14 protein-coding genes and 1 other annotated feature are annotated in these 13,966 nt (G+C 44.7%); of the genes, 11 read left to right on the top strand and 3 right to left on the bottom strand.

Annotated features, from left to right (window positions below; translation table 11 throughout):
• Positions 1-159: 159 nt before the first annotated feature.
• A complete protein-coding gene (serA, locus tag ICC18_RS10890; protein ID WP_188174414.1) occupies positions 160-1,740 on the bottom strand; it encodes a phosphoglycerate dehydrogenase in 1,581 nt (526 codons plus the stop codon).
• A gap of 84 nt (positions 1,741-1,824) precedes the next feature.
• Positions 1,825-2,056, bottom strand: a binding site (T-box leader).
• Between the two features lie 238 nt (positions 2,057-2,294).
• Between serA and ICC18_RS10885 the strand changes: the two genes are divergently transcribed.
• A complete protein-coding gene (locus ICC18_RS10885) occupies positions 2,295-2,618 on the top strand; it encodes a rhodanese-like domain-containing protein (protein ID WP_188174413.1) in 324 nt (107 codons plus the stop codon).
• Between the two features lie 56 nt (positions 2,619-2,674).
• Here ICC18_RS10885 and ICC18_RS10880 read toward each other — a convergent pair whose 3' ends face one another.
• On the bottom strand, positions 2,675-3,595 hold the full coding sequence (locus tag ICC18_RS10880) for a hypothetical protein (protein ID WP_188174412.1): 921 nt from the start codon (positions 3,593-3,595) through the stop codon (positions 2,675-2,677).
• A 91-nt stretch (positions 3,596-3,686) separates the two neighbouring features.
• Here ICC18_RS10880 and ICC18_RS10875 point away from each other — a divergent pair, with 91 nt between their 5' ends.
• The 3 genes from ICC18_RS10875 to ICC18_RS10865 all read left to right on the top strand — a co-directional run bounded on the left by ICC18_RS10875 (position 3,687) and on the right by ICC18_RS10865 (position 6,248).
• Positions 3,687-4,295, top strand: coding sequence for a type II CAAX endopeptidase family protein (locus tag ICC18_RS10875; RefSeq protein WP_188174411.1), 609 nt, complete (start codon positions 3,687-3,689; stop codon positions 4,293-4,295).
• Positions 4,292-4,492, top strand: a complete 201-nt coding sequence (locus ICC18_RS10870; protein ID WP_188174410.1) for a hypothetical protein — start codon at positions 4,292-4,294, stop codon at positions 4,490-4,492. Before ICC18_RS10875 ends, ICC18_RS10870 begins: the two co-directional genes overlap by 4 nt.
• A gap of 100 nt (positions 4,493-4,592) precedes the next feature.
• Entirely contained in the window at positions 4,593-6,248 is a 1,656-nt protein-coding gene (locus ICC18_RS10865) for a stalk domain-containing protein (protein WP_188174409.1), read from the top strand.
• A 56-nt stretch (positions 6,249-6,304) separates the two neighbouring features.
• On the opposite strand, the gene ICC18_RS10860 is transcribed toward ICC18_RS10865, so the two are convergent.
• Entirely contained in the window at positions 6,305-7,156 is an 852-nt protein-coding gene (locus ICC18_RS10860) for a polysaccharide deacetylase family protein (protein WP_188174408.1), read from the bottom strand.
• 168 nt (positions 7,157-7,324) lie between these two features.
• Here ICC18_RS10860 and ICC18_RS10855 point away from each other — a divergent pair, with 168 nt between their 5' ends.
• From ICC18_RS10855 to ypeB, 7 genes are all read left to right on the top strand, one after another.
• A complete protein-coding gene (locus ICC18_RS10855; RefSeq protein ID WP_188174407.1) occupies positions 7,325-7,636 on the top strand; it encodes a hypothetical protein in 312 nt (103 codons plus the stop codon).
• Between the two features lie 244 nt (positions 7,637-7,880).
• Positions 7,881-8,486, top strand: a complete 606-nt coding sequence (locus ICC18_RS10850) for a genetic competence negative regulator (RefSeq protein WP_188174406.1) — start codon at positions 7,881-7,883, stop codon at positions 8,484-8,486.
• Positions 8,487-8,648: 162 nt separating this feature from the next.
• Positions 8,649-10,151, top strand: a complete 1,503-nt coding sequence (locus tag ICC18_RS10845) for a DnaB-like helicase C-terminal domain-containing protein (protein WP_188174405.1) — start codon at positions 8,649-8,651, stop codon at positions 10,149-10,151.
• 21 nt (positions 10,152-10,172) lie between these two features.
• A complete protein-coding gene (locus tag ICC18_RS10840; protein ID WP_188174404.1) occupies positions 10,173-11,423 on the top strand; it encodes a Glu/Leu/Phe/Val family dehydrogenase in 1,251 nt (416 codons plus the stop codon).
• A gap of 42 nt (positions 11,424-11,465) precedes the next feature.
• Positions 11,466-12,161, top strand: a complete 696-nt coding sequence (gene prsW / locus ICC18_RS10835) for a glutamic-type intramembrane protease PrsW (protein ID WP_188174403.1) — start codon at positions 11,466-11,468, stop codon at positions 12,159-12,161.
• A 46-nt stretch (positions 12,162-12,207) separates the two neighbouring features.
• Complete coding sequence (locus tag ICC18_RS10830) at positions 12,208-12,363, top strand: hypothetical protein (RefSeq protein WP_188174402.1); 156 nt, start codon at positions 12,208-12,210, stop codon at positions 12,361-12,363.
• Positions 12,364-12,600: 237 nt separating this feature from the next.
• Complete coding sequence (ypeB, locus tag ICC18_RS10825; RefSeq protein WP_188174401.1) at positions 12,601-13,965, top strand: germination protein YpeB; 1,365 nt, start codon at positions 12,601-12,603, stop codon at positions 13,963-13,965.
• Position 13,966 lies beyond the last annotated feature (1 nt).

Genomic DNA, 13,966 nt, shown 5'->3' with positions numbered 1-13,966 from the left:
GGTCGATTTCGCCCCAATCTACTGAAGAAATCAGCGATAGATGCTAAAAACAAAGGAGTTAAGCACATATAAGCTGCTTAACTCCTTTGTTCATGATTATGAATATCAGACGTGTCCTACTTTAGGGACAGCCTTGAGGGGGCTCCTAACAAGAATCCCTTAAATCGTAAGAGCTCGTACGTTGACGATTTCTGCTTGTTTCGTGAGGTCAGCCAGTACTTCAGCTGGTGCCGGTTTATCGATAGTCAGAACCATGATCGCCGATCCGCCGATAACTTTACGGCCTACTTGCATCGTAGCGATGTTGACGTCATTGCTGCCGAGCAGTGTACCTACGCGGCCGATAATGCCCGGTTTATCGTTATGGGAGATAAGCAGCAGGTTGCCTTCCGCAGCGAAGTCTACCGGATATTGATCAATGCGTACGATACGCTCGCCAAAACCAGCGAGTAATGTGCCTGCGAGTGTTTTTTCTTCCTGCTTCGTTTTTACGGTAACCGTCACTAAGTTCGTGAAGCTGCTCGCCACATTTGACGTTTGAGTCACGATGTTAACACCGCGCGATTTTGCCAAATGCATCGCATTGATGATGTTAATCGACTCTAATTGGTTCTGGAATACACCTTTTACGATGTAACGGGTCAATTGACTTGTATCGACATCAACGAGATCGCCTGCGTAGTTAACAACGATTTCGGCAACGGCTCCATGCGCGATTTGACCGAGGATGCTGCCGATTTTCTCGCCAAGACTGAAGTAAGGCTGCAGCTTATTCAGCACGTTTGCAGGAACAGGAGGCATGTTAACCGCATTTTTGAACGGCTCGTTCCGCAAGATGTGAAGTACTTCTTCCGATACGTCAATCGCTACGTTCTCTTGTGCTTCGATTGTGGAAGCGCCAAGGTGAGGCGTTACGATGACTTTAGGGTTATTTAAGAACGGATGATCTTTTTGCGGAGGTTCCACTTCAAATACGTCGAATGCAGCTCCAGCTACGATACCTTGATCAATCGCTTCGACCAACGCCATTTCATCGATAATTCCGCCGCGAGCGCAGTTGATGATGCGAACGCCTTTTTTCATCAACTCGAATTGTGTCTTGCCAATCAGATGGCGAGTTTCCGGGGTAAGAGGCGTATGCACAGTAATGAAATCCGCTTGCGCTGCAATTTCATTTACGGAACCCAGTTTCACGCCCATTTTCTCAGCGCGTTCTTCGGTGAGGAACGGGTCGTAACCGATCACATTCATACCGAATACTTTCGCACGTTTGGCAACTTCACTGCCAATACGACCCATACCTAGAATTCCGAGTGTTTTGTTGCGAAGCTCGACACCGATAAATTTACGATCCCATTCGCCGCCAACTGTTTTCTTATATGCCTGCGGAATCATGCGTGCCGTTGACATCATCATGGCAAATGTAAGCTCGCAAGTCGCGATTGTGTTTCCGTCCGGAGCATTGATAACAACGATGCCTCGTTTGGTCGCAGCTTCCAGGTCAATATTGTCAACGCCTACGCCGGCACGGCCGATGACTTTCAATTTGCTTCCGGCCGTCATAATTTTTTCAGTAACTTTCGTTTGGCTGCGAACGAGCAGGGCATCATATTCACCGATGATCGCTACGAGTTCATCTTCGGAGAGTCCTGGCTGTTTAACAACCTCAACGTCGCTTGCATCATAAAGCATTTGAATTCCCATGTCGCTGATCGGATCAGATACTAATACTTTAAACATAATTGAATGCCTCCTTAGAATTTTGCGAATTTGGATATAAAAAAAACTCCCAATCCCTCAGATACAGACACGAGTGTCTATAGCCAAAGGGACGAGAGATTGCTTTCGTGGTACCACCCTAATTCGCTATCCGTTCGCACGGACAGCCTCAATGGTCTTGCGACCTGGAACTGTAACGGGTTCCTATTGCCGATTGCATCTACTATGATTCAATGCAATAACTCTGGAGTGCTCCGCAAAAGTTCACTGCCGATTCACACCTGCCACCGGCTCTCTGAAAGCTACTTGTTTTGCTTGGCTCCGTCAATGCTTTACTGTGTTATAGAATTTTCAATAGCTTAACATGGGTTTGAAATCGTGTCAATACATGTCGATTCATTTACATGAAAGTTATAAATAAACCCTTCAGGTCCTCTTTGCAAGCTTACCGTACTCCATTTTATAGTAAGCGCTGAGAGAATGCAATGCATAAAGCTTGAATTTCAACCTGTTTTTCGCTATTCTTCTCAGTACATCAATTACTATGATTAGCAGGTTATGAAAGGGGATTATATATGGATATTACAAGCATACAACCGCATAAATTTCTGGAAGTTCTTGATCAGGGTCAGCTGCAGGACAGCATCATCGTGGATGTGAGAGAGCCTTATGAATGGGACTACTATCACATGGAGGAGGCCGTACTGCTTCCGATGCAGCAAATCCCGCATCGAATGGGCGAGCTTCCGGAAAATAAGGATATTTATCTCGTTTGTGCGCACGGCGTGCGGAGCTATCGCGTTGCCGAATTTTTACAAGAAAACGGCTTTGACCGCGTCATTAATGTGGAAGGCGGGATGGCGGCGATCGGCACGCTGCGCGGCTTTCAATACGACTAGAGTCCCCCGCTATCAAAAATGAAAAAAGCCAGGCGCAATGCGCCCGGCTCTTCATATCAATTTACATCCGAGAAAAATGGCAGCTGTGGAAGCGGCTCGTTGCTGTACCATTTGGCTTTTCCTTTTACGAAATCGCCGGATCTTACAGCATTCGTACTAAGCAGCAAATCTATGGTTTGATTCACATCGCCTACATTCAATTTCTTGGCTTGCCCGGAAACGATGAATTCATCAATGCGAATTGTCAAATCTTGCGGATAAAATGGTGAAAATGCTTTATTTTTCAGTAATTTTGCTGTTATGTATAGATTTTTAACATTCACATTCATGGCCCGCCATTGATCTAAGTTTGCATTATTGTTAGGATCGAAAGATTCCAAGTCGTGATCCAGTGTTACGTTCCAAGCGACAATCGATTCGAAGTAGTTCTTTTGCGCCGTCAAAGCTTGCGTCTTTGCTTCCTGGAAATAGGCATCACTATCAATGGCTGCTAGAAGCTGGGCGCCGCTCATGCCGTTCGCTTTGCTTTGGTAGCTTTTCGATGTGTCAGCAAACAGCTTGAGACTCTTTAAATAACCCTGATGCGACTGCACAAGCAGCGGTGAGGAGGCAGGCATGTTTTTGCTTTGTAACTGATTATATTTGTCATCAGCGACTTTATTCAGTTCTTTGAGAACGGCGGATGCATCAATCGCTGAGTTGCCGATTTCAATTTGACTCATCTGTTCAAACCATTTATTCTGAAATTCCCTAAAGGGTAAAAAGATGGTATGGTAATAAGAGACCAAAACCTGCTGATCGTAAGCCCCTATTTCTTGGACTGCAGCCTTGTCCGCATGCAATATTTTCTCATACTTCTGGTCTGATTTCTGCCCTCCTATCTTGAGGCCGTAGAAAAAAGCGCCTAGTATACAAACAAGCATAAAAATGAACATGAGGGCGAATAAATAATCAGTGCGGGTCAGACGCTTATCCATAATCAAAAGCTCCTTATTCTCTCTTTTTCTTTTAATTAGTATAGGTGAAATAGCTAGAAAAGGGAATATGTGAGGAAATGAGGAAGCTTACATGAAAAAATTCGATTTCAAAAATATTCGCTTCGGCAAAGTCGATCTGAACGACTTAAATGATCGGACTTTATTGCTCAATTTGTACATAACCCAACTTCTTACGCTTATTATCGGTATCGTCATCGTTTTTTTTCAGAGTAATAATAATATTCTTTCCATGTTTCAATTTGGTGCAGGGTGGGCAATACCAATATGGGGCTGTTTATTCGCTGCAGTCGTGCTTGGTGTGGATCTGATCATATCCAGATGGGTACCCAAAGAAGTATCCGACGACGGCGGGATTAATGAGATGATTTTCGGTAATCGCGCTGTATGGCATATTGCGCTCATTTCCTTGATCGTATCTATTTGCGAGGAATTATTGTTCCGCGGGGCGATTCAACATTGGTGGGGACCTTATTGGACCAGTATTGTGTTCGCGGCGATTCATATTCGTTATTTGCAGCATTGGCTGATGACTGGGATGGTTTTCAGCATCAGTTATGGCTTAGGCTGGATCTATCAGCAAACGGGCAGTCTATGGACCCCAATTATCGCCCATTTTGTCATTGATTTTGTGATGGGCTGTATTTTACGATTTGGCAAGGAGGAAGAACAAGGCTCATGAGCGTGGAAGAACAGACACCATTGCGATCAGATCAAACGAGGAGTGAACAAGGAAAGGACGATACCTATTTGCCGCCGCGAAAAGCGGTGCATCCCTCCGAGAATGGGAAATGGACTCGCATTTTTTATCTAACTTTACTCTGGTTGTTTATCACGCTTGTAGTCGGCTTAACCGTATGGGGGATACGCTATTCCTAAATAATTGGTCTAAAATATACCAACGAAGCAAAGTTGTGCAACTTCTACCAAAAAGCTATGATAGATTCATAGTTTCTTTTTTTTAGGAGGGAGCAGCCAGATGATCGTTTTGAAAGCAACTAAATGGCAATCGTTAATCAAGGTATGCGTAATTGTTTGTATGTTAGTTTCCAGTATGTTTTGGTCAGCAAAACCTTCATACGCGCTTTCTTATGGGTATATGGCATATCCGCAAGGGAATGTAGGACTGTTAAGACCGGATATTGGTGCTACAATTAACTTAAGTGAAGGAAAAACGCCTGAAAGCTATCATTTTTACTTAAATAATACAGAAGTCAATGCGATATATGATCCGATCTCTGTCAAATATATCTACCGGCCAACGGCAGATCTGGCTCCAGGTGATTATACAGCCCGTCTAGTCTTCTCGTTTAGCGGGTATGAGCCTGTTAGCATTGATTGGAAATTTACTATTACGCAAAATGCCTCTAGTTTATCTACGGCAACTACGCAAGAGCAGCGAGATGGTCTACGCGCCATTAACGATTATCGGGCAAAGCTTGGCCTTTCGTCGGTCAAATTCAGTGATTTGCTGAATACGGCTGCACAGAAGCATGCCCAGTATTTGTACGATAACCAAATCGATCCGATCCATACGGATGTATCCTTGCATGAAGAGGATTCGTCGAAACCGGGGTATATTGGGAAAACGCTCGGGGAACGTATGAGGTACATAGGTTACTCACGTACAAGCGGTGAAGATGTAGCTTATAACCGTGTTTCTCTTGTGGAAGCGATCGATAGTTTGTTTGATGCCCCATACCATCGTTCACCTTTCATGGTACCAGGTCTTACGGAGATAGGCGTTTTTAAGGCAGGGGATTACCATGTCGTCGAGTTCGGATTCTCTGATGGCGTTGCTCCCGAGTTAGTCGTTTCACCGAGCAATAATGATATATACGTGCCGACTATTTTTGATGGACACGAAAGTCCTGATCCTATCCGTATACATTCTGGCAGCGAGTATCCTGTCGGGTATCCGATTATGGCATCGGTCAATGGTCCCGGTGTCGCTAAGGTCGTCTTAAATGAAGCGGAATTAAAAGACGAGAGCGGCAAAGAGGTACCTCTCTTATTGAATGCACCAGGTAAAGACGACCATCTGGATACAGAAGTGTTTATGATGCCAAAACAGCCCTTGCTGTTGGACACCACTTATAAAGCGAGCGTTAAGCTGACTGCTACCATGGAGGATGGCAGTACAAGAGCTTTCAATAAGGATTGGACCTTCCGGACAGAGCCCAAGGTTGGTTTAGGTGTCCAAAAACTGCATAGTGACGCAGTCGCCTACACGATCCAAATGGCCAACTTTGGCTTGAACCGGACACATACCGTTACTTTTGGCTTAAATGATGATAAGTACAAACTGGATTTGATTTCATACAACATGCAGCAGAAGCCTTATATCGAGGATGGAACGTCCTATCTCTATATCCGGGATCTAGCCGCGGCGCTGGGGGCTTCTGTAGAATGGGATGATCAAAAGAAAGCAGCGATTTATAAGAAAAAAGAAAAGACGATCATTTTCTATACGAATCGAAATGCTTATAGCATTAACGGAGTAGAGCGCGAAACGGACTCAGCAGCTAAGCTCATCAATGAGACGACGATGATTCCAGTCCGCTTACTTTCAGAAACATTAGGCGCCAAAGTCGATTATGTAGAGAGCACGCGTACTGTCCTTATCAACTACTAATATCATAATAAGAGCCCTGAAGTCCGTGGTCGGACAACAGGGCCTTTTGCTCATTCTCATTTCATCTCAAGTTCAATTGCGTTGGGATCAACGAAGGAATATCCTTTTTCCTCAAGCTGGGTCAAAAGCGTATCTAAGATCGTAACCGTCCACGGCAGCTCGTGCATTAAAATGTTACTGCCCCCATGAAGTTGCTTCATCACATTCTCCAATACTTTGTTAGGATCATTTTTACTATTCGTCATCTCCCAGTCTAAGGATCCGTTCGACCAGTTCATATAAAGCATATGCTTATTTTTAATTTTATCTTTCAAATAGTTGTTGCCGGAACCGAATGGGGGACGGAAAAATTGCGGTTCCTGGCCAATCAATTCCTTGACGATTTTCTGTACATCATCTACTTGCTGATCGATTTTCTCGTTTGTCATATCCTTCAAGTTATTATGATCCCAGGCATGATTACCGATGACTTGTCCGCTGTCATGGATGAATTTGACAAGCTCAGGCTTCTGTTTGATGCGATAACCGTTTAAGAAAAATATAGCCTTGGCGTTATGTTTTTTCAACGTAGCAATCAACGCCTCGTTCATTTCCCGTTCTTTGGGGCCATCATCGAATGTTAGCAGCACAATATTCTTATTGCCGTTAGGATCGATAGGGACAATATCATAGTTTTTGTTCATCCGGTATTCTTTTTTGATGGTTTGTTCAGCAGGCTTTTCCGATGCAGGTGTAGGCGTAGGCGTAGGTGTAGGTGCTTGTGTCGCTGTTGGTGTCGGGCTTGGCGTAGCAGCTATTGTTTGCGACGGACTTGAAGTAGCTGCAGGATTTGAAATCGCCTTTTCCTGGCTGCATGCGGTCAGCAGCAGAGCCGCGCAAACCAATAGTACACTTGCTTGTTTCATCATGAATTCTCCTTAATGTTCAATCTTCTTTTGTAATAGAGCTACAAGTATTTTACCACAATTCATGCGTTACCATATCCCCTTTGTTTTCCTGCCTTAGCGGCGTATGCACCTCTTGAATCTCGCATAAGCTAGTCTTGATTCAAACTACATGACATGGAGGGAAGCCAGATGAGATTTAGTACATTTTTGCTTGGCGGCATAGCAGGCGCAGCTGCGGTCATTTATTTGAATCGCAGAAGCAAATCCTTATTGTTCTCCGCATTCACTTCTCCCACCGAATCAATGGGTAAAGTAATGAACAAGGCAAAAGATACATTCGTAAGTAAAAACTTCAAAGATTCTGCTGCTAAAAGCTTCTCAAACTCAAGCTCGAACAATCTGAATCAGGTCGAAAAAATCGTGAAAGAAGACCCTGCATTGAAGGCAACAGTGAACGAAATTTTGCAGGAAAACAAAGAAACAACGACGGCGATTCAATAAACATAAGGTTCGGCACAGTCAGGCATACCCACGGGGCCGGCTGTGCTTTTTTCTTTTATACTTAACTTCCACGTGCATTTGTATGGAATTAGTGTTAACATGGGAGGTGAAAACGTTGTTGGATGCAAGTCCAAATCGTTTTCAACAACTCACCTTTTTTCTTTTTTGTCATATTCTGTTTTAATAAGGTGAACATGCTTAAGATGATAGCTTTTCTTCGAAAAGCTCTAAGGAGGATCCTATCATGAAAATTGAACGCTTAAGTCAGGATAAGATACGGATTTTCCTAACATTCGATGACTTAACTGAACGCGGGATTCAAAAGGACGACATGTGGAGAGAAATTCCCAAAGTACATGAGCTTTTCAGCGAGATGATGGATCAAGCTTATTCTGAACTCGGATTTGACCCTTCCGGCCCCCTTGCAGTCGAAGTGTTTGCGCTTCCTGCCCAAGGTATGGTAGTTATCGTTACCAGGGGCAAGCTTGATTTATATGCGAACTCCGACGCTTATGACGATCATGAAGCTGAAGAAGTGTACGAAATGGAAGTTACGCTCGAACAGAGCGATCTGATCTCCTATGCATTCCGTGATTTTGAAGATCTGCTTCGCGTTGCGAAAGTAATCAACCCGCTTTTGATGGAAGGCGGTACATTGTATTCCTACAAAGGAAAATATATTTTACAGCTGGAGCCTGTCGAGCTTGAGGAGTCCAAGTATCAAGCGCTCATTGCGGTTCTTTCTGAATTCGGGGAAGCCGCTTCGGTTACTTCTGCCGTATTGGAGGAGTATGGTAAAACGATTATCGCTGATGATGCAGTTAAGGTGCTCTGCCACCATTTCCGCTAAATCAATCTGGTTATCTTACTTTTGCATTAAAATGAAACAAGCATCTTCAAAAACATCCGTTTTTGTGAGATGCTTTTTTAAGTTTAGGAAGTTATGCGAAGCTCATTTCAATGGATAATGGGATTTGTAATGCTGATATGCGATATCGGGGGGACACCATAGATGACGAGCTCAGAACGTAAACGTTTAGCGCCTACTCCGGCAGCAGTTGATTTGGACGGCCTGTTGGCTTATTACCAAAAGCAGCTGCGCGAAGAGGCTTTTTTCTATTTGCAAAAAAGAGGCATTGCCGAAGAAACGGTTGAGCAGTTCCGTATCGGATTTGAAATCGGAAAAATCGGCTTTTATGTGGATCAGAACCAGCTAGGCGATTACTTTGAAAATCGGGTGATTCTCCCGATTCGCAATTACGCAGGAGACATAGTCGATCTGATCGGAAGAGCAATTGACCATAGGGAGCCGAAATATAAGCCATTGTACGGATTGGATCAATATCTGTTCAATTATCCGGTACTTGCAGAGTCGGAAGAAGTTGTGCTTTGTTCTGGTATTTTCGATGTATTGACCTTGTTCCAGGCTAGAGTTCCAGCTGTTTGTGTGCCCGATTTTGCCGTATTCAAAGAGTATCATGTACCGATGTTCGAAAATAAGCGCGTTTACATTTGCATGGGCAACGACGAAACGGGGAGAAGGGAAGCCTCCCGCATAGAATCCTTATTAAGGGAACATGCTAAAGAAACTTACATCGTAAATTTACCGGAAACGATTCGAGATATTAATGATTTGTTCGTCAGAGCGCAGAATCCAGCCGAATCGTTCATTCAACTTGTCAATCAATCAGTTGAAGAAACGATGCTAGCACCTGTTGCGCCGGACATTAAGAACAGCACGATCTATCTGGAAGAGTATATGAAGCGCTATCGAGGGCAAGTGGCCAGTATAAGCACCGGGTTCGCAAGTTTGGATACCCTGCTTTTTGGCGGATTTGATAACGGGTTATACTTGCTGGCGGGTGCCGGCTCTACAGGCAAAAGCATGTTGCTGAAGCAGATTGCCGATCAGCTTGCTTTAGATCAAACGCCTGTGATTTTCGTTTCATGGGACATGACCAATTTCGAACTTTGGTCGCGTAGTATCGCCAGAATTATTGGGGTGGCTCCGCAGAAGGTGCTTGCCGGGAAAGTCGAGCCTGATCACGTATCCGAAGCCAATAAACAGTACGCCAAAATAAGCAAGATGCTGTGGACACTTGAATGTACAATAGATACGACGCTGGATCAGGTTGCGGCTTCTATTGAGCGAATTGCGGTTATTGTCGGCCGGGAACCGGTCATCTTCATCGATCATCTGCAGCGCATTCCTATCCATAAGCAAACAGTCCCACTGACCTGGCAGCAGCAGCAAGCCGCAATTGCCTATACGCTGAAACAATGGTCCCGTGAATGGAACTGTCCTGTTATTGCCGCGACGGCTTTGGAGCTGGGTCAAGACAGTGTACCCGAAGCGGTACAAGCTTCTGCGGATGTTGTCATGATCATGAAGCCTAACGTGGTGGAATATGGCCTCCGCAACGCCTTGACTATTGAATTAACGAAAAATCGAAACGGATCGTTAGGAAGCTTGCCTTTACAATTTCATAATGATCGCGCTCTATTTACTGAATAAATCGCTCACGAGGTGGACTTTATGTCGAATACGGAAAATTTAAATGTACTCCAATCCACGCAAACGGTCATTCACGAAGCCCTTAAGCGACTTGGTTATTCGGACGATATGTATGAGCTGTTGAAAGAGCCATTACGTGTTCTTACCGTACGAATTCCGGTTCGTATGGATGACGGAAAGGTAAAGGTATTCACGGGATACAGGGCACAGCATAATGATGCGGTCGGTCCGACCAAAGGAGGCGTACGCTTTCACCCGGGTGTGACGGAAGATGAAGTTAAGGCTCTCTCCATATGGATGAGCCTCAAATGCGGCATCTCCGATTTGCCCTATGGCGGGGGGAAGGGCGGCATCATCTGCGATCCTCGTGAAATGTCTTTCCGGGAACTGGAGCGTTTAAGTCGGGGTTATGTTAGAGCGATCAGTCAGCTCGTAGGGCCTGCCAAAGATATTCCCGCGCCCGACGTGATGACGAATTCTCAGATCATGGCTTGGATGATGGACGAATACAGCCGTATACGCGAATATGACTCACCTGGCTTCATTACTGGCAAACCCATCGTGCTGGGAGGCTCTCATGGACGGGAGACGGCGACAGCAAAGGGAGTCACGCTCATGATTGACAAAGCGCTGCAGAAGAAGAGCATTCCCTTGCAAGACGCTAGAGTCATTATCCAGGGCTTCGGCAATGCGGGCAGTTATTTGGCCAAATTTATGCATGAAGCAGGTGCCAGAGTGATCGGCATCTCCGACGTACATGGGGCTTTGTACAATCCGGATGGATTGGATATCGAATATTTGCTGGATCGTCGCGATTCCTTCGGCGGTGTTACGAATCTTTTCAAAAACACGTTAACGAATAAAGAAATTCTTGAGCAGGACTGCGATATCCTGGTACCGGCTGCGATTGAGAATCAGATTACTTCCGAGAATGCGGACCGCATCAAAGCGAGTATTATTGTAGAAGCTGCGAACGGTCCAACCACCTTAGAAGCCACGAAAACGCTGACCGACAAAGGCGTTCTTATCGTTCCTGATGTACTGGCAAGCAGCGGAGGCGTCATCGTTTCTTATTTCGAATGGGTACAAAATAACCAAGGATATTATTGGACCGAGGAAGAAGTTCATGCCAAACTTCAAATTGTCATGGAAAAGTCGTTTGAAAATGTCTATAATGTTCATAGCACTCGCGGAGTCGATATGCGGCTCGCCGCCTACATGGTTGGCGTTCGTAAAATGGCCGAAGCCTCTCGCTTTAGAGGCTGGATCTAGGCAGAGAATTCCGTGAACTAAAGTAAAAAGGGGGAGCTATGCATGCATATATGGCCAATTGTGCTGGCATCCGTAGCCCCGGGTCTCTCTCTGCTGGCATACTTTTATTTGAAGGATCGCTACGAAACGGAACCTATACATTTGGTTATCCGAATGTTTATCTTCGGTGTTCTGCTCGTCTATCCGACAATGGTGCTGCAGCGATCGTTTATTGAAGAGATTGGAGAAAGTACGTTTACTTTAGCTTTCTTCCTGTCTGGTGGAATAGAAGAGTTTCTCAAATGGTTCGTACTGTATCATCTGATCTACCGACATACTTCCTTTGATGAGCCTTATGACGGTATTGTATATGCCGTAGCAGTGAGCTTGGGTTATGCGACATTGGAAAATATCATTTATGCGTTCTTGAACGCCTCATCTTTTTCAGCATTAATGATTCGTGCGCTGCTCCCTGTATCCGGGCACGCCTTATTCGGTGTGATGATGGGGTATTATATGGGAAAGGCCAAATTTACACCGAATAAGTCACAAAGATATTTATGGATATCCTTGCTGCTGCCAATCGCTTGGCACGGTTTGTTCGATTATATTTTGCTCGTGGCCAAATCGTACTGGGTGTGGATCATGATTCCGGTCATGTCCTATCTCTGGATTCGAACAATCTGGCGTATCGATCGGGCGAATGCACGCTCGCCGCTTAGAATCGCTTCAACAGACGAAAAGATTAAAATAAGCTGATTTGGGTCATAATGGACTGTAACAGGACCGATCCGGGAGGGTGCACATGTCCATGACACGAGTGAAAGTGACGATCCGCTGCAAGCGGTGCGGCGAACGATTTGTGCTGAAAGGCAAAAAGGAAAAAGGAAAAATCGAAACAGGTTTTCGTCAATGCATTTGCAGTAACGAGCATGATTTTGACGTAGAAACCGATGAATAACGTGGGGCCATTCTCATAGAATGAGCCTCTTTTTATGTCTAAACTTGATTCGAAGTTAAGCATCGAAGATCGACCGCACTATAAGGTAAATTTAGACGCCGATCGAGTTTTCCTCGATTCGGACTTAATAAGCTGCGAAGGTTATCATCACTTTTGGGGGACCGTTTTGCATGTATAAACCTTTGTTTCCACGTAAAAACTAACGGCAAGTTTGGTGGAAATGAAAGGAGTCAGGTTATGTATAAAAGATTAAGCATCGTTATGTTCCCATTCCTCTTGCTAGCTTTGATTGGGACTTCCGTGTGGGGGTATCTGGAGCATCAAGAGAAAAACGCAATTTTAATCAAAGCGGAGAATCAATACCAGCGAGCGTTTCATGATCTCTCTTTTCATTTGGACAAGCTTCATACGGAGCTTGGCAATACACTTGCTGTAAATTCTACATCCGAGCCTTCCTACCGGAAAGGCTTGGTTAATGTATGGAGGCTGACAAGTCAGGCGCAAAGCGATATCAATCAGCTGCCGCTCACGCTGCTTCCATTTAACAAAACGGAAGATTTCTTGGCCAACATGGCAAACTTCTCGTATCGGATGTCCGTTCGCGATATGACCAAGCAGCCATTGAATGAGCAAGAAATCAAGACATTGAATGCGCTATATAATCATTCCAAAGAGATTACGACGGAGCTGCAGGGCGTTCAAGATAAAGTCATGATGAACAATTTGCGCTGGATGGATGTGGAGAATGCTCTAATCTCACAAAATGAAGTACATGATAACGCGATTATAGACGGATTTACGCTGGTGGATCAAAAAGTCGGTGCTTACGAGGAACTCAATTGGGGTCCGGGTAATCTAAGCATTCTTTCTAAAAACGATGTGAAAATGCTGTCCGGTAACGACATGACGGCAGATACGATCAAACAGAAAGCGGCTCAATTTCTTGGAATCAATGACTCAGCCAATTTGCAAGTTGTTGAAAATGGAAACGCAGGCCCCGAATATCAAAGTTTCAGCGTTGTCGTACCCGGAGTTGCGGGCAGCGAAGATGATATCCAAATGGATTATACCAAAAAGGGTGGTCACCTCATCTATTTCATGAAGCCGCGCACAGTGCAAGAAACAAAGTTCGATCTCCGGCAGGCAAGGGATATCGCGAATGAATTCCTGGATCAGCATGAATATAAAGATATGAGTGCCGTAAGCTACGATCAATACCAAAATATTGCAAATATCATTTTTGCCAAGCGTGAAAAGGATGTTACCATTTATCCGCAGCAGGTAAGCGTCAGAGTTGCTTTGGACAATTTGGAAGTGACAGGACTTCAGGCAACGGATTACGTTTTCGGGCAAAAACAGCGGAGCATAGGACAGCCGAAAGTAACAGCCGAGGACGCGCGCAAAACGTTAAGTTCTAACATGGAAGTATCAGGTCAATCGTTGGCGATTATTAAAAACGAGCTGGATGAGGAAGTGCTCTGCCATGAATTCATCGGCAAAATGAACGGTAATGTCTACAGAGTTTATATCAACGCCGAATCAGGATCTGAAGAGAAAATCGAAACTATTCGTCCGGAGCAAACCGCAGCGGCAGCTAAGTAAT

Source organism: Paenibacillus sedimenti (genome assembly GCF_014534655.1).
In the GTDB taxonomy this organism is placed as follows: domain Bacteria; phylum Bacillota; class Bacilli; order Paenibacillales; family NBRC-103111; genus Paenibacillus_E; species Paenibacillus_E sedimenti.
The sequence above is the reverse complement of the archived record's forward strand: the minus strand, read 5'-3'. Positions and strand labels throughout refer to the sequence as shown.